General features: G+C 40.3%; 27 protein-coding genes. All 27 read right to left on the bottom strand.

Annotated elements, in window-relative coordinates:
• Nucleotides 1-50: 50 nt before the first annotated feature.
• The 27 genes from secY to tuf all read right to left on the bottom strand — a co-directional run bounded on the left by secY (nt 51) and on the right by tuf (nt 15818).
• Nucleotides 51-1343 carry a preprotein translocase subunit SecY gene (gene secY, locus MKX65_RS00815; RefSeq protein WP_340901799.1) on the bottom strand — a complete coding sequence of 431 codons (1293 nt, stop codon included), beginning with the start codon at nt 1341-1343 and terminating at the stop codon, nt 51-53.
• On the bottom strand, nt 1343-1783 hold the full coding sequence (gene rplO, locus MKX65_RS00810) for a 50S ribosomal protein L15 (protein WP_066058511.1): 441 nt from the start codon (nt 1781-1783) through the stop codon (nt 1343-1345). The genes secY and rplO overlap by 1 nt, the downstream gene beginning before the upstream one ends.
• 34 nt (nt 1784-1817) lie before the next feature.
• A complete protein-coding gene (rpmD, locus tag MKX65_RS00805) occupies nt 1818-2000 on the bottom strand; it encodes a 50S ribosomal protein L30 (protein WP_119706280.1) in 183 nt (60 codons plus the stop codon).
• A 14-nt stretch (nt 2001-2014) separates the two neighbouring features.
• The gene (gene rpsE / locus MKX65_RS00800; RefSeq protein ID WP_066058517.1) at nt 2015-2515 is read right to left on the bottom strand and encodes a 30S ribosomal protein S5; all 501 of its coding nucleotides are present in this window, start codon (nt 2513-2515) and stop codon (nt 2015-2017) included.
• A gap of 24 nt (nt 2516-2539) precedes the next feature.
• A complete protein-coding gene (gene rplR / locus MKX65_RS00795) occupies nt 2540-2902 on the bottom strand; it encodes a 50S ribosomal protein L18 (protein ID WP_066058521.1) in 363 nt (120 codons plus the stop codon).
• Nucleotides 2903-2935: 33 nt separating this feature from the next.
• Nucleotides 2936-3472 carry a 50S ribosomal protein L6 gene (rplF, locus tag MKX65_RS00790; protein ID WP_119706279.1) on the bottom strand — a complete coding sequence of 179 codons (537 nt, stop codon included), beginning with the start codon at nt 3470-3472 and terminating at the stop codon, nt 2936-2938.
• A gap of 31 nt (nt 3473-3503) precedes the next feature.
• Nucleotides 3504-3902: a 30S ribosomal protein S8 gene (gene rpsH / locus MKX65_RS00785; RefSeq protein WP_066058527.1), complete on the bottom strand. Its 399-nt coding sequence runs from the start codon at nt 3900-3902 to the stop codon at nt 3504-3506.
• 30 nt (nt 3903-3932) lie between these two features.
• Nucleotides 3933-4118: a 30S ribosomal protein S14 gene (gene rpsN / locus MKX65_RS00780; protein ID WP_001085700.1), complete on the bottom strand. Its 186-nt coding sequence runs from the start codon at nt 4116-4118 to the stop codon at nt 3933-3935.
• A gap of 25 nt (nt 4119-4143) precedes the next feature.
• Nucleotides 4144-4683, bottom strand: a complete 540-nt coding sequence (rplE, locus tag MKX65_RS00775) for a 50S ribosomal protein L5 (protein WP_066058530.1) — start codon at nt 4681-4683, stop codon at nt 4144-4146.
• Between the two features lie 24 nt (nt 4684-4707).
• Nucleotides 4708-5019 (bottom strand): 50S ribosomal protein L24, encoded by a 312-nt coding sequence (gene rplX, locus MKX65_RS00770; protein ID WP_160547960.1) that lies wholly within the window; start codon nt 5017-5019, stop codon nt 4708-4710.
• A 35-nt stretch (nt 5020-5054) separates the two neighbouring features.
• A complete protein-coding gene (gene rplN, locus MKX65_RS00765) occupies nt 5055-5423 on the bottom strand; it encodes a 50S ribosomal protein L14 (protein WP_066058539.1) in 369 nt (122 codons plus the stop codon).
• 42 nt (nt 5424-5465) lie between these two features.
• Nucleotides 5466-5729, bottom strand: coding sequence for a 30S ribosomal protein S17 (gene rpsQ, locus MKX65_RS00760; protein ID WP_066058542.1), 264 nt, complete (start codon nt 5727-5729; stop codon nt 5466-5468).
• A 20-nt stretch (nt 5730-5749) separates the two neighbouring features.
• On the bottom strand, nt 5750-5953 hold the full coding sequence (gene rpmC, locus MKX65_RS00755; RefSeq protein WP_119706276.1) for a 50S ribosomal protein L29: 204 nt from the start codon (nt 5951-5953) through the stop codon (nt 5750-5752).
• Nucleotides 5943-6377, bottom strand: a complete 435-nt coding sequence (gene rplP, locus MKX65_RS00750) for a 50S ribosomal protein L16 (RefSeq protein WP_160547961.1) — start codon at nt 6375-6377, stop codon at nt 5943-5945. Before rplP ends, rpmC begins: the two co-directional genes overlap by 11 nt.
• A 1-nt stretch (nt 6378) precedes the next feature.
• The gene (gene rpsC / locus MKX65_RS00745) at nt 6379-7035 is read right to left on the bottom strand and encodes a 30S ribosomal protein S3 (RefSeq protein WP_119706274.1); all 657 of its coding nucleotides are present in this window, start codon (nt 7033-7035) and stop codon (nt 6379-6381) included.
• A 2-nt stretch (nt 7036-7037) separates the two neighbouring features.
• A complete protein-coding gene (gene rplV, locus MKX65_RS00740) occupies nt 7038-7379 on the bottom strand; it encodes a 50S ribosomal protein L22 (protein WP_119706273.1) in 342 nt (113 codons plus the stop codon).
• An 18-nt stretch (nt 7380-7397) separates the two neighbouring features.
• Nucleotides 7398-7676, bottom strand: coding sequence for a 30S ribosomal protein S19 (gene rpsS / locus MKX65_RS00735; RefSeq protein ID WP_066058557.1), 279 nt, complete (start codon nt 7674-7676; stop codon nt 7398-7400).
• A 60-nt stretch (nt 7677-7736) separates the two neighbouring features.
• Nucleotides 7737-8567 (bottom strand): 50S ribosomal protein L2, encoded by an 831-nt coding sequence (gene rplB, locus MKX65_RS00730; protein ID WP_066058560.1) that lies wholly within the window; start codon nt 8565-8567, stop codon nt 7737-7739.
• 31 nt (nt 8568-8598) lie between these two features.
• A complete protein-coding gene (rplW, locus tag MKX65_RS00725; protein WP_066058561.1) occupies nt 8599-8883 on the bottom strand; it encodes a 50S ribosomal protein L23 in 285 nt (94 codons plus the stop codon).
• The gene (gene rplD, locus MKX65_RS00720; protein ID WP_066058564.1) at nt 8883-9506 is read right to left on the bottom strand and encodes a 50S ribosomal protein L4; all 624 of its coding nucleotides are present in this window, start codon (nt 9504-9506) and stop codon (nt 8883-8885) included. The genes rplW and rplD overlap by 1 nt, the downstream gene beginning before the upstream one ends.
• A gap of 29 nt (nt 9507-9535) precedes the next feature.
• Nucleotides 9536-10162 carry a 50S ribosomal protein L3 gene (rplC, locus tag MKX65_RS00715; protein WP_066058566.1) on the bottom strand — a complete coding sequence of 209 codons (627 nt, stop codon included), beginning with the start codon at nt 10160-10162 and terminating at the stop codon, nt 9536-9538.
• A gap of 39 nt (nt 10163-10201) precedes the next feature.
• Nucleotides 10202-10510 (bottom strand): 30S ribosomal protein S10, encoded by a 309-nt coding sequence (gene rpsJ, locus MKX65_RS00710; RefSeq protein WP_009336571.1) that lies wholly within the window; start codon nt 10508-10510, stop codon nt 10202-10204.
• 373 nt (nt 10511-10883) lie between these two features.
• Entirely contained in the window at nt 10884-11483 is a 600-nt protein-coding gene (cysC, locus tag MKX65_RS00705) for an adenylyl-sulfate kinase (RefSeq protein ID WP_119706271.1), read from the bottom strand.
• A 13-nt stretch (nt 11484-11496) separates the two neighbouring features.
• A complete protein-coding gene (gene sat / locus MKX65_RS00700) occupies nt 11497-12645 on the bottom strand; it encodes a sulfate adenylyltransferase (protein ID WP_160547962.1) in 1149 nt (382 codons plus the stop codon).
• Nucleotides 12646-12647: 2 nt separating this feature from the next.
• Nucleotides 12648-13727: an inorganic phosphate transporter gene (locus tag MKX65_RS00695; protein ID WP_160547963.1), complete on the bottom strand. Its 1080-nt coding sequence runs from the start codon at nt 13725-13727 to the stop codon at nt 12648-12650.
• A gap of 13 nt (nt 13728-13740) precedes the next feature.
• Nucleotides 13741-14460: a phosphoadenylyl-sulfate reductase gene (locus MKX65_RS00690; protein WP_160547964.1), complete on the bottom strand. Its 720-nt coding sequence runs from the start codon at nt 14458-14460 to the stop codon at nt 13741-13743.
• Between the two features lie 170 nt (nt 14461-14630).
• Entirely contained in the window at nt 14631-15818 is a 1188-nt protein-coding gene (gene tuf, locus MKX65_RS00685; protein ID WP_160547965.1) for an elongation factor Tu, read from the bottom strand.
• Between the last annotated feature and the right edge of the window lie 74 nt (nt 15819-15892).

Here is a 15892-nt window from a genome sequence, read left to right as displayed (position 1 = left end):
CCCCTCAGTCTCTAAAACGGTGTTTGGGAACATTAGTCCCCAAATCCGAATTATTTTATAAAACCTTTATAGTGACGCTTAACAAGCTGAGCTTCAAGCTGTTTCATTGTTTCAAGTGCAACCCCGATAACGATGAGCAAGCTCGTTCCACCAATTTGAGCAGATTCCGGAAGACCCGCAAACTTTACAAAAAAGACTGGAAGAATGGCAATGGCTGATAAGAACAGCGCACCAACAAATGTTAAGCGATATAATACGCGAGTTAAAAATTCTTGAGTGTTCTTACCTGGACGAATTCCAGGAATATACCCACCTTGCTTCTTCAAGTTCTCAGCCACTTGTTCTGGGTTTACTTGAATGAATGCATAGAAATATGTGAACGCAATAATTAGCGCACAATAGATGACCATTCCAATTGGATGTGTATAATCAAAAATTCGTTCAATCCAAATTGTTACGCTATTTTGCTCAAAGAACTGTGCAATCGTTCTAGGAGTAATAATAAACGAAACTGCAAAGATAACAGGGATAACACCAGCAGCATTTACCTTTAAAGGTAAGTGAGTGGATTGTCCAGCAGGCGAAGAACCAGCAGTCATTTTCTTTGCATATTGAATTGGGATTTTACGTAAAGCTTGTTGAATAAAAATGGTTCCAACAATAATCGCAATTACAGCTAAAACGATCAACAGAACTGTTACGATATTTAAGAAAAGCTGATCCCCAGCATCTTGAAACTGCTGTGCATATATTTGGTTAGCTATATTCGGAATGCTAGCAACGATACCAGCAAAGATGATAATCGAAATACCATTTCCGACTCCTTTTGAAGTGATTTGTTCACCTAACCATAAAAGGAAAGCCGTTCCGCCTGTTAATACAGTAGCAATTAAAAAATAGGTTCCAATACCAGGCTTTTCAATTAATAATCCACCAGCAAGATTATTAAAACCATAGGACATTCCGAACGCTTGGATGAATCCAAGTACGATCGTAAAGTAGCGAGTAAACTGAGCAAGCTTACGACGACCTACATCTCCTTGCTTTGACCATTCCGTAAACTTCGGTACTACATCCATCTGTAAAAGTTGAATGATAATAGACGCTGTAATATACGGCATGATACCCATGGCAAGGATGGAGAAGTTGCTAAGCGCTCCACCGCCAAATGTATTCAAAACTCCAAATACACTAAGTTGATCTTGTGCTTTTAAAATATCGGTATTTACATGTGGAACAGGAATAAATGTCCCGATTCTAAATACAATCAACATTAAAAGGGTGAATATGATTTTTCGTCTTATATCACCCACGCGCATAAAATTGGAGATTGTCTGAAACATTAAATCACCTCAGTTTGACCGCCGGCAGCTTCGATAGCTTCCTTTGCAGCAGAGGAGAATTTATGAGCTTTTACAGTAAGCTTTTTCTCAACATTGCCTTTAGCAAGAATCTTGATTCCTGCTTTTTCACTGCTAACCACACCAGTTTCAATAAGAAGTTCTGGAGTAACTTCAGTTCCGTCTTCGAAACGGTTAAGTGCATCAAGGTTTACAATAGCGTATTCCTTGCGGTTAATGTTGGTAAATCCACGTTTAGGTAAACGTTGGAATAAAGGTGTTTGACCACCCTCGAAGCCAGGGCGTACACCGCCACCAGAACGAGCGTTTTGACCTTTATGACCTTTACCAGCAGTTTTACCTTGCCCAGAACCGATACCACGTCCAAGACGCTTGCGCTCACGACGAGAACCTTCTGCAGGTTTTAATTCATGAAGTTTCATATTGGCACCTCCTTATTAAAAGAAAAAAATCGATTTATTTTTCTACAACTGTTACAAGGTGGGCAACTTTATTGATCATACCGCGAATAGCAGCATTATCTTGTTGCTCAACAGTTTGGTGAATTTTACGTAAACCAAGTGCTTTAACAGTTTCTTTTTGATCTTGTGGACGACCAATCACACTGCGAGTGAGGGTAATTTCTAATTTATTAGCCATTATTTTTCCCTCCCTTAACCTAACAGTTCTTCTACTGATTTTCCACGCAATTTAGCTACGTCTTCAGCACGTTTTAGTTGTTTTAAACCGTCCAAAGTTGCACGAACCATGTTAATTGGTGTGTTAGTACCTAAAGATTTTGATAAGATATCAGCTACACCAGCTAATTCTAGTACCGCACGAACTGGACCACCAGCGATAACCCCAGTACCTTCAGAAGCAGGCTTTAGAAGGATTTCACCAGCACCGAAGTGTCCGATTACTTGGTGTGGAATCGTAGTACCAACCATTGGTACCTCGATTAAATTTTTCTTAGCATCTTCAATTGCTTTACGGATTGCATCTGGTACTTCTTGAGCTTTACCAGTACCAAAGCCAACGTGGCCGTTTTTGTCACCTACTACTACAAGAGCAGAGAAACGGAAACGACGTCCACCTTTAACAACTTTCGCAACACGGTTAACCGTAACTACGCGTTCTTCAAGTTCAAGTTTGTTTGGATCAATACGACGCATCTTTTTGTGTCCCTCCTTTGTCTATTAAAATTCTAAGCCGTTTTCACGAGCAGCATCTGCTAGTGCTTTCACGCGTCCATGATATAAGTATCCTCCACGATCGAAAACAACAGCTTTAACGCCTTTTTCTACAGCACGCTTTGCAACTAATTCTCCGACCTTAACCGCTGCATCAACGTTACCAGTAGATTCAAGACCGATTTCTTTATCTAAAGTTGAAGCACTCGCTAAAGTTACTCCACTTACATCGTCGATTAGTTGTGCATAAATGTGCTTGCTTGAACGGAACACATTTAGACGAGGACGAGCTGCAGTACCGCTAAGTTTTGAACGCACACGTGCGTGTCTTTTCTTACGCGTTGCATTTTTGTCAGCCTTCGTAATCATTTTGGTCACTCCTTTCGTTTACCCCTTAGGGCATTACTTACCTGTTTTACCTTCTTTACGACGAACGAATTCGCCTTCATAACGGATTCCTTTACCTTTATAAGGCTCTGGAGGACGAACGTCACGAATGTTAGCAGCAAGTGCGCCAACGCGCTCCTTGTTTGTACCTTTTACAATTACACGTGTATTTGAAGGTACTTCGATTTCGATACCTGTTTCAGGTTCGATCTCAACTGGATGAGAGTATCCAACGTTTAATACAAGCTTCGTACCTTGCTTTTGAGCACGGTAACCAACCCCGATTAATTCAAGTGTTCTTTCGAACCCTTTTGATACACCTTCAACCATGTTTGAAAGTAATGCGCGAGTAGTACCGTGCAATGCGCGGTGCTCCTTCGCATCAGATGGACGAGATACGTTAATTACGTTCTCCTCTACCTTAATTTCGATATCTGGATTAAATGAACGACTTAGTTCACCTTTAGGACCTTTTACTGTTACGTTGCTTCCATCAACTGTTACTGTAACGCCAGATGGAATTTCAACTGGTTTTTTACCTACGCGAGACATTTAGTGCACCTCCATTCTTTAAGAAACTCTATTACCAAACGTATGCTAATACTTCTCCGCCTACTTGCTTTGCGCGAGCTTCTTTATCAGTAAGAACGCCTTGAGAAGTAGATACTAATGCGATTCCAAGACCGTTAAGTACGCGTGGAACCTCTGTAGCTTTTGCATATACACGAAGACCAGGCTTACTGATACGCTTAAGACCAGTAATAACACGTTCGTTATTTGAACCGTACTTTAAGAAGATACGGATGATTCCTTGCTTGTTATCCTCGATATATTCAACATCACGCACGAAGCCTTCACGCTTTAAGATTTCAGCGATTTCTTTCTTCGTGTTAGAAGCAGGAACTTCTAATTTTTCGTGACGAACCATATTCGCATTACGGATGCGAGTTAGCAAATCTGCAATTGGATCTGTCATGACCATTGTTTTTTACCTCCTTCCCAAACTCTAGTTTTACCAGCTAGCTTTTTTCACACCAGGAATTTGCCCTTTGTATGCTAATTCACGGAAACAAATACGGCAAAGCTTAAATTTACGGTATACAGAATGTGGACGTCCGCAACGTTCGCAACGTGTGTATTCTTGAACCTTGAATTTAGGCGTGCGTTTTTGTTTCGCAATCATTGACTTTTTAGCCACGTTTTCGCCTCCCTCTATTTACCGATTACTTTTGGAATGGCATTCCAAATTGAGTTAACAGTTCACGAGCTTCTTCATCAGTATTAGCTGTAGTAACGATAACAATATCCATACCACGAACTTTACTTACTTTATCGTAATCAATTTCAGGGAAGATTAACTGTTCTTTTACACCTAATGTGTAGTTTCCACGTCCGTCGAAAGACTTTTTAGAAATACCGCGGAAGTCACGTACACGTGGAAGAGATACAGAAACCAACTTGTCGAAGAATTCGTACATACGCTCTCCACGAAGAGTAACCTTCGCACCGATTGGCATACCTTCACGTAGACGGAAACCAGCAATAGATTTCTTAGCGCGAGTAACTACTGGCTTTTGACCAGAGATAGCAGCTAATTCTTCTACCGCATTATCAAGTGCTTTCGCGTTTTGTACTGCATCACCAACACCCATGTTGATAACGATCTTTTCAAGCTTCGGTACTTGCATAATTGATTTATAGTTAAACTTGCTCACAAGAGCAGGAGTAATTTCTTTAACATATTTTTCTTTTAGGCGGTTCATTTTTGTACCTCCCTTCTTTTAGACTTATTTATCTAGTACTTCACCGGATTTTTTTGCAACACGTACTTTTTTACCGTCAACCTCTTTGAACCCTACACGAGTTGGCGTACCAGTCTTAGGATCGATAGGCATGACGTTTGATACATGAATAGGTGCCTCTCGGTTAATGATTCCACCTTGTGGATTCATTTGGGATGGCTTAGAGTGTTTCTTTACGATGTTCACACCTTCAACTAGCACACGGCTTTGTTTTGGGTAAGCAGCTAAAATAACACCTGTTTTGCCTTTATCCTTACCAGAGATGACCATAACTTTGTCACCTTTTTTCACATGCATCTGTTCGCACCTCCTTAAAGGCATATATTTTAAGATTATAGTACTTCTGGAGCTAGTGATACGATCTTCATGAAGTTGCTGTCGCGAAGTTCACGAGCAACAGGTCCGAAGATACGCGTTCCGCGTGGACTCTTGTCGTCACGGATAATTACACAAGCGTTCTCATCGAAACGAATGTATGTGCCATCTGCACGACGAACGCCGCTTTTAGTTCGAACAACTACCGCTTTTACAACGTCACCCTTTTTAACAACGCCACCTGGTGTTGCTTGTTTCACTGTAACAACGATAATGTCACCAATATTAGCAGTCTTGCGGCCTGAACCACCAAGAACTTTAATTGTAAGTACTTCACGAGCACCTGAATTGTCAGCAACTTTTAAACGTGTTTCTTGTTGAATCATGTGTGTAACCTCCCTTCGGGATGTAGCTATTTCCGATCATCATTAAATAATAACTGCTGTTTCTACTACTTCAACAAGGCGGAAGCGCTTCGTAGCAGATAGTGGACGTGTTTCCATAATACGAACAACATCGCCGATTTTTGCTACGTTCTGCTCATCATGAGCCTTGAACTTTTTAGAGTACTTAACGCGTTTACCGTATAGTGGATGCTTTTTGTATGTTTCAACTAAGACAGTAACGGTTTTATCCATTTTGTCAGAAACAACGCGTCCAGTGTAAACTTTGCGTTGGTTGCGTTCACTCATCTTTCGCAAACCTCCTTCAATTATCGATTGTTAACGCCGATTTCTCTTTCACGAACTACTGTTTTCATGCGAGCAATCGCTTTGCGTACTTCACGAATGCGAGCTGTGTTTTCAAGTTGTCCAGTCGCCAATTGAAAGCGAAGGTTGAAAAGCTCTTCTTTTAAAGATTTTACTTTTTGTTCTATTTCGGCAGTGGTAAGGTCACGAATTTCATTAGCTTTCATTTGATTCACCACCAATTTCTTCTCGTTTTACAAACTTACATTTTACTGGAAGCTTGTGTGCTGCTAAACGTAATGCTTCACGTGCGATTTCTTCAGAAACACCAGCAACTTCAAACATTACTTTCCCAGGCTTAACAACTGCTACCCATCCTTCAGGAGCACCTTTACCAGAACCCATTCGGACTTCTAGAGGCTTAGCTGTATAAGGCTTATGAGGGAATATTTTAATCCAAACTTTACCGCCACGTTTCATATAACGTGTCATTGCGATACGAGCAGATTCAATTTGGCGGTTTGTAATCCAAGAAGCTTCAGTAGCTTGTAGACCGAATTCACCGAAGTTAACCTCTGTACCACCTTTAGCCATTCCGCGCATTTTTCCACGGTGTTGACGGCGATACTTAACGCGTTTAGGGACTAACATATTATTTGCCTCCTTCCTCAGATTTCTTCTTAGTAGGAAGGACCTCTCCACGGTAGATCCATACTTTTACACCTAACTTACCGTAAGTTGTATCTGCTTCTGCTGTAGCGTAATCGATGTCAGCACGAAGAGTATGAAGTGGAACAGTTCCTTCACTGTAAGACTCCGAACGAGCGATGTCTGCACCGCCTAGACGACCAGATACCATAGTTTTGATACCTTTTGCACCAGCGCGCATTGCACGTTGAATAACTTGTTTTTGAGCACGACGGAAAGATACGCGGTTTTCTAATTGACGAGCAATGTTTTCCGCAACAAGCTTAGCATCGATGTCTGCTTTTTTGATTTCAAGAATGTTGATATGAACACGCTTGCCAGTAAGTGAGTTAAGAGCTTTACGAAGTGCTTCAACCTCAGTACCACCTTTACCAATAACCATACCTGGTTTTGCAGTGTGGATAGTGATGTTAATGCGATTAGCTGCACGCTCGATTTCTACTTTAGATACAGAAGCATCGCTTAGACGCTTTGTAATGTACTCACGTACTTTAAGGTCTTCGTGTAAAAGATCAGCATAGTCTTTTCCTGCGAACCATTTGGATTCCCAATCACGGATGATACCAATACGCAAGCCGACTGGATTAACTTTTTGACCCACTATTATCCCTCCTTCTTCTCTGTTAATACGATAGTAATATGGCTAGTACGCTTGTTAATAGCACTTGCACGGCCCATTGCACGAGGACGGAAACGTTTTAAAGTTGGTCCTTCGTCAACGAATGCTTGAGATACTACTAAGCTGTTAACGTCCATTTCATAATTATGTTCTGCGTTAGCAATCGCAGAGTTTAGTAATTTTTCAATAACTGGTGAAGCAGTTTTTGGTGTATGCTTTAAAATTGCTACCGCTTCTCCTACTTGCTTACCTCGAATTAAATCTACGACTAAACGAGCTTTACGAGGAGCAATACGTACTGTTCTTAATACAGCTTTAGCTTGCATTAGAATGCCCTCCTCTCATTAACGTCTTGTTTTCTTGTCATCACTAGCATGACCTTTGTAAGTACGAGTTGGAGCGAATTCTCCAAGCTTATGACCTACCATGTCTTCAGTGACATATACAGGAACATGTTTACGACCATCATATACAGCAATCGTGTGTCCGATGAATTGCGGGAAGATCGTAGAACGGCGAGACCAAGTTTTAGTAACTTGCTTGCTTTCAGTTTCATTTAACTTTTCGATCTTTGTGATTAAATGCTCATCAACAAAAGGTCCTTTTTTTAAGCTGCGACCCATGTCTGAACCTCCCTTCGTGACTGCTCTACGGTTCTACGTTGGAACCGTAGTACAATCCCGTTATTTTTTACGACGACGAACGATAAATTTATCTGATTTGTTCTTTTTCTTACGAGTCTTGAATCCAAGAGTTGGTTTACCCCATGGAGTCATTGGAGACTTACGTCCGATTGGTGAGCGTCCTTCTCCACCACCGTGTGGGTGATCGTTAGGGTTCATTACAGAACCACGAACTGTTGGGCGCTTGCCTAACCAGCGAGAACGTCCAGCTTTACCGATGTTGATAAGTTCGTGTTGCTCGTTACCTACTTGACCTACAGTCGCACGGCAAGTAGCAAGAATCATACGAACTTCACCAGAATTTAGACGTACTAATACGTACTTTCCCTCTTTACCAAGAACCTGTGCAGAAGTACCTGCAGAACGTACTAATTGTCCACCCTTACCAGGTTTTAACTCGATGTTGTGGATAACTGTACCAACTGGAATGTTCGCTAGTGGTAATGCGTTACCTACTTTAATGTCCGCTTCAGGACCTGACATGATTTCTGTTCCAACTACTAAGTTCTTAGGAGCTAAGATATAACGCTTTTCTCCATCTACGTAGTTAATTAATGCGATGTTCGCAGAACGGTTTGGATCGTACTCGATTGTAGCAACGCGTCCTGGAATGCCATCTTTGTTACGCTTAAAATCGATGATACGATATTGACGCTTATGGCCGCCACCTTGATGACGTACTGTTAACTTACCTTGGTTGTTGCGTCCACCTTTTCTTTTTAAAGGAGCAAGTAGAGACTTTTCTGGTGTGCTTGTTGTAATTTCAGCAAAATCAGAAACTGTCATACCGCGACGACCGTTAGAGGTAGGTTTATACTTTTTAATCGCCATAATTTTTTCCCTCCTCTTCTTCTATTCTAAATTAAACCTCGAATAATTCGATTTCTTTGCTATCAGCTGTTAATTTAACGATTGCTTTACGACGCTTGTTCGTGTAGCCTCCGAATTTACCCATGCGCTTGAATTTACCTTTGTAGTTCTGTACGTTAACTTTATCAACTTTGACACCAAAAATTTCTTCTACAGCGTCTTTTACTTGAGTTTTGTTAGCTCTAACATCAACTTCAAAAGTATATTTCTTTTCAGCCATTAGGTCAGTAGAACGTTCAGTGATAACGGGGCGCTTAATGATATCGCGTGCATCCATTATGCAAGCACCTCCTCTACTTTTTCAACCGCTGCTTTAGTCATGATCAACTTATCATGATTTAAAACATCCAATACGCTAATTCCGTTAGCAGAAACAACAGTAACACCAGGGATGTTACGTGCAGATAATGCTACGTTCTCATCAAGGTCAGCAGTTACGATAAGTGCTTTTGAATTAACAGATAGTCCTGCTAATACACCTTTAAAGTCTTTAGTTTTTGGAGTTTCGAAAGCAAGGTTTTCAAGTACTAAAATGTTTTCTTCTAAAACCTTTGTAGATAATGCAGATTTAATCGCTAAGCGACGAACCTTTTTAGGTAATTTATAGCTATAGCTACGTGGAACTGGTCCAAATACAGTACCACCTCCGCGCCATTGTGGAGAACGGATTGAACCTTGACGAGCACGACCAGTACCCTTTTGACGCCATGGTTTACGTCCACCGCCAGCTACTTCAGAGCGAATTTTTGTTTTGTGAGTTCCTTGACGTAAAGAAGCTCTTTGCATAATAACCGCTTCGAAAAGAACGTGATTATTAGGCTCGATACCAAAGATTGAATCGTTAAGTTCGATTTCGCCAACTTGTGATCCAGTTTGGTTTAACAATGCTACTTTCGGCATTCTTATTTCCTCCTTTCTGACTTAAATGTTTATGCTTTTACCGCACTTTTAACTTTTACTAGTGCTTTTCTAGCACCTGGTACATTACCTTTAATTAATAGAAGGTTGCGTTCAGCATCCACTCTTACGATTTCAAGGTTTTGTACAGTGATTTGCTCTCCACCCATACGTCCAGGCAATAACTTACCTTTGAATACACGGTTTGGAGCTACAGGACCCATTGAACCTGGGCGACGGTGATAACGTGAACCGTGTGCCATTGGTCCGCGAGATTGTCCGTGGCGTTTGATAACACCTTGGAAACCTTTACCCTTTGAAATTCCTGTTACATCTACGATTTCGCCTTCTGCGAAAATTGTTACTTTGACTTCTTGACCAACTTCATACTCATCAACGTTTACGTCGCGTAATTCACGAACGAAGCGCTTAGGAGCAGTGTTAGCTTTTGCAACGTGTCCTCTTTCAGGTTTGTTAGAAAGCTTTTCACGCTTATCTTCAAAACCTAATTGTACTGAAGTATATCCATCAGTTTCAGACGTTTTCTTTTGAAGAACAACGTTTGGAGCTGCTTCTACTACAGTTACAGGGATAAGATCACCGTTTGCAGCAAACACTTGAGTCATACCGATTTTTCTTCCTAAGATTCCTTTGGTCATTAAAGTCACACCTCCTAAAATATTTATTATTTTATTTCATTAAAGTTTGATTTCGATATCTACACCAGATGGTAAATCTAAACGCATTAATGAATCAACTGTTTGTGGAGTTGGATTCACGATGTCGATTAGACGCTTATGAGTACGCATCTCGAATTGCTCACGAGAATCTTTGTACTTATGCACCGCACGAAGAATTGTGTAAATTGACTTTTCAGTCGGTAATGGAATCGGACCAGATACAGCCGCACCAGAACGCTTTGCAGTTTCAACAATCTTCTCAGCTGATTGATCAAGAATTCTGTGATCATAAGCTTTTAAACGAATACGAATCTTTTGTTTTGCCATTATTTTCCCTCCTTTTCGCCTATATTAAAAATAGACATTCTCCGTGAAAATTTCCCACACACTCGCCATGGCAAAGCGGCCGGGTGTGTCAGCAACCTTTCACTTCATCGCAGTCAAAGACCAACATTGTCTATTATACTGAAACTATAAAGCAATTGCAACATAAATATGTTTTTTTTGTTTATGTTTCGAACACTTTTCCTATTATAGCTGTTACACTTCTTCTTTTCAACTAGCATCAACAATAAACTTTGTGTGAAATAATTCCACTCTTTCCTTCTTTCAATCTAGGAATATCCCCATAAAAAAGGCCGGTACAAAGGAATCTCCCAATATCCCTTGTAACGGCTCTTTCTAGTCTTCTAACTAGTACTTATTCTTTTATATATCCCTTAGATTTTAAGTGTTGTAGAATTTGCTCCACACTTTCTTCTATAGAATACTTATTTGTCTCTACTACGATTTCTGGATTTACTGGCTCTTCATACGGTGAGTCGATACCTGTGAAGTCACGAATAAGTCCTTTTCGTGCTTTTTCATATAAACCCTTAGGATCTCTCTTCTCGCACTCGTCTACCGGACACTTAATATATACTTCAATAAACTCATCAGCCTCAAGAAGTTCACGAACAAGTTCTCTATCCTTAATAAATGGAGAGATAAATGCCGTTATTACAATTTGTCCACTATCTACAAAGAGCTTTGATACTTCTCCGATTCTACGAATATTTTCTGTACGATCTTCTTCAGAAAAACCAAGATCCTTATTTAATCCATGACGGATATTATCTCCATCTAATACATAAGGATTTAACCCTTGATCAAAAAGCGCTTTAGCAGCTGCATTGGCTACCGTAGACTTACCTGAACCAGATAAGCCAGTGAACCATAGAACAAAGCTGTGATGTCCAAATTGCTTTCTTCTTAGCTCTTTATTTAATGAAGCTTCATGCCATGTAATATTTGTACTCATATTACCCCTCCAACTATGCCTTCACACTGTGAGATTTTAAGCCCTCAATTAGTACTTCTACAACTTCTTTACGGCTAAATTCACTTGGTGGTACTTCCCCATTATGAAGCATTTCTCTTACCTTTGTTCCAGATAGAATCACATGATCTTCTTTTGAATGTGGACAAGTTTTTGTTGAAGCCATGTTTCCACACTTTTTGCAGTAGAAGCTATGTTCAAAGAATAGAAGTGTTAAACCTAATTCTTCTTGTGTAAATTGATCAAAAATCTTTTGTGCATCATATGTTCCGTAGTAATTGCCCACACCCGCATGATCTCTTCCTACAATAAAATGCGTACAACCATAATTTTTACGAACCATCGCATGGAAGATAGCTTCTCTTGGGCCTGCATAACGCATCGCTGCTGGGAATACAGCAAGGTACACTCGATCTTCCGGATAGTAGTTCTTTAATAACACTTGATAACTCTTCATTCTTACGTCCGCTGGAATATCATCAGATTTTGTTTCTCCCACCAACGGATTTAAGAATAGGCCATCAACAATTTCTAGGGCTGACTTTTGAATGTATTCATGTGCACGATGGACAGGATTTCTCGTTTGGAAACCTACCACAGTCTTCCACCCGTTTTCAGCAAAGATACTTCTTGTTTCTGTTGGATCTAGATAGTACTCGTTAAATCTTTCTCTTTCCAATCGCTTTACGACCTTAATTGGTCCACCAACGTAAACATTCTTTCTTTCAAATAATTTACGTACACCTGGATGAGCTAATTCATCTGTTTGGTATACCGCTTTCGCCTCAACTTCCTTATCCGGAGTATAGATGTCATTAATCGTGATGACTCCGTATACTTCCCCTTCAAAAACAAGTTTCGCTTCTGCACCAATGGACAAAGTGCTCGCTTTGTCTTCATCTACCGGAAGAGTAATCGGTATACTCCATACATGACCATCAGCTAAGCGTAAGTTATTCACTACTGATTCATAATCCTTTTTATTGAAAAAACCAGTAATCGGGCTATATGCACCATTTCCAATTAGTTCTAGATCGCTTAAAGCTGTCTTATCTAAATCAATGGAAAGTTCGATATGTTCAACTTTGTATTCCGGCTCCCAAAGATTAATAAGTTTTCCTCCGTGTGGTGTACTAAGTGTCATAATTAAATACCTCCGCTATTTTCAAAGTATGTTCGGTTCTCTTTCTTTATCGTATTTGCCAAGGACAGTGTCCCTAGAGTGGCAATACTTACACTAAACAACACAACAACTGTATATATATCAGTATCAACAAAGATTTTCACAAGTCCATAAGATAGGACAAGTGAAAGAATAGGAGATACAACCCATACCTTGAGTATCTTATTTATAATACTTTGTTGAAAAATTACCTTTCCTCTTTGAGCAAAACCTATTCCAATAATTGCAGTACTAGTAACTTGAGTTAACGGTACTGGTAATCCAAATACAGAAGCTAATATTACCAAGATCGCACCTGTACTTGAAATAGCCCCACCTTCAAGCAAGGAAAAGCTTGTGATTTTTTTGCCGTTTGTTTGAAGTACTCTTCCTCCAAGGAATATAGCTCCTAGAGCAATGAATAATCCACCAACCCAAACTCCGGTTGTAATAGAAACTACTCCAGCTCCTACTAGAGGACCAGCAGCATTCGCAACATTGTTCATTCCTGCTGAAAAAGCTTCAAGAAACCCAACCACAATAACAAAGATGGTAATTGGCTTATTATACTTTCCATTCTTAACTGCAGGAAACTTCTTTTCAAGCAACTTTATTCCTCTACCCCACAAGAGCGCCATAGAAAACGCTGCTATTGGAACGATAAACCAGAAAGCAACAATAACTAAAATGTTCTTAACAAATAGTGCCTTAAATGCAACACCCACACCTACAACAGATCCAACTGTTATCTCGCTAGTGGACAACGGTATGCCCATTAAGTTAGCAATAAATAATGAAAGTGCAGCGGAGGATAGAATAATGAGAACTACTTTTTCATCAAGTATTGATGATGGCACAATATTTGAACCGATAGTTTTGACAACTTCACTTCCACCGAGTACAGCACCTAAAAATATCGCTACTCCACAGACAAGCAGAGCGACTTTCTTTTTCGGAAGCGCCCCAGAGCCGTATGCGATAGAAATGGAGGCGGCAGCCCCACTTGCACCAATATTCATTGCCAAAAAGAGAGCAACAATAATAGCCGTATAAGTGATAATCATGGGCAAAGCCCTCCTATTGGTGTAATCCGCATTCTGTCTTACCTGTTCCTGTCCATCGACCTGATCTCATATCCTCTGCGTTAAATGCAGGGGAGGTACATGGTGCACATCCAATACTAGGGTACCCATTGTCATGAAGAACATTGTAAGGAAGATCATTTTTGTGTGTGTATCTCCAAACATCCTTCCATGTCCAATGAATGAGAGGACATACTTTTATCGATTCAAATTTGTTATCTTTATTGAAATACTGCGTGTTCTTTCTCGTTTCTGACTGCTCTCTTCTTAATCCACTTATCCATGCAGTGGCACCCGATAAGGCTTCTCTTAACGGAATGATTTTTCTTATTTCACAGCACTTGTTTGGAGCTGTCTTCCAGAGCTCATCACCATGTTGTTCTGCCTGCTCTTCTAATGTTAAAGAAGGTTTTTTAAGTTCAATTTGTAGTTGCGGATAACGTTCTTTTACTTTATCTATTAACTCGTACGTCTCTTTAAAATGAAGACCTGTGTCTAAGAATACTACTTTTGCATCTGGCTTAACTTTCGAAATTAGATCAATCATGACCATGCCTTCTATTCCAAAACTACATGCGTACACAATTTCATTTTCATCGTATTGCTCATAACTCCAACGCAACGCATCCAGTGCACCTTTTGTTTCATTCTCCTCGTCGAAGCTAGGGAATGAATAATGATCATATGATGAAAAGGTCAATTTTGACTCGACCATGCAATACCACTCCTAACATTATTGTATCTCTAATTTAGTTTTTAATTCCAACTTAACAGATAGGTTTAATTAAATTTATCAACTAAGAGCAAAATTGTCAATGACTTTAGATAAAAATTAGCATATAAAAAAAGCAGATGGATCATCCATCTGCTTTTTTGATTCATTAATTATTCAATGATTGTAGCAACTACGCCAGCGCCTACAGTACGTCCACCCTCACGGATAGAGAACTTAGTACCTTCTTCGATCGCAACTGGAGCGATTAGTTCAACAGTCATTTCGATGTTGTCGCCAGGCATAACCATTTCAACACCTTCTGGAAGGTTACAGATACCTGTAATATCAGAAGTACGGAAATAGAATTGTGGGCGGTAGTTAGTGAAGAATGGAGTATGACGTCCACCTTCTTCTTTAGAAAGAACATAAACTTCCGCTTTGAACTTTGTGTGTGGAGTGATTGATTTTGGCTTAGCCAAAACTTGTCCACGCTCGATTTCTTCACGAGAAACCCCACGAAGAAGTGCTCCAATGTTGTCTCCAGCTTCTGCATAGTCAAGAAGCTTACGGAACATTTCTACACCTGTTACAGTAGTAGACTTAGGCTCTTCAGTGAAACCAACGATTTCAATAACGTCCCCAACTTTAACTACTCCACGCTCAACACGTCCAGTAGCAACAGTTCCACGACCAGTGATTGAGAATACATCCTCAACTGGCATCATGAATGGCTTTTCAGTGTCACGTGCTGGTGTTGGAACATACTCATCAACCGCAGCCATAAGCTCGTTGATTTTCTCTTCCCATTCAGCTTCACCTTCTAATGCTTTAAGAGCAGAACCTTTGATTACAGGAATGTCATCTCCAGGGAAGTCATACTCAGAAAGTAGGTCGCGGATTTCCATTTCTACTAATTCAAGAAGCTCTTCGTCGTCTACCATATCACACTTGTTCATGAATACTACAAGGTGAGGTACACCAACCTGACGAGAAAGTAGGATGTGCTCACGAGTTTGTGGCATTGGGCCATCAGTTGCAGATACAACTAGGATTCCGCCATCCATTTGTGCAGCACCAGTGATCATGTTCTTAACGTAGTCAGCGTGACCTGGGCAGTCAACATGTGCGTAGTGACGGTTAGCAGTTTCGTACTCAACGTGCGCAGTAGAGATTGTGATTCCACGCTCTCTTTCTTCTGGAGCACCGTCGATTTGATCATATGCACGAGCTTCTGCTCCACCTACTTTAGCAAGTACAGAAGTGATTGCAGCTGTTAAAGTTGTTTTACCATGGTCAACGTGACCAATTGTACCGATGTTAACGTGTGGCTTTGAACGGTCAAATTTAGCTTTTCCCATTAGAAAAATCCTCCTTTAATATATAAAAAATAGTCTAAGTATATTTATGGACAGAGAGGCAGCTGTTACCAGCA

Source organism: Robertmurraya sp. FSL R5-0851 (genome assembly GCF_038002965.1).
In the GTDB taxonomy this organism is placed as follows: Bacteria; Bacillota; Bacilli; order Bacillales; family Cytobacillaceae; genus Robertmurraya_A; species Robertmurraya_A beringensis.
This window is presented reverse-complemented; position numbering and strand designations above follow the sequence as displayed.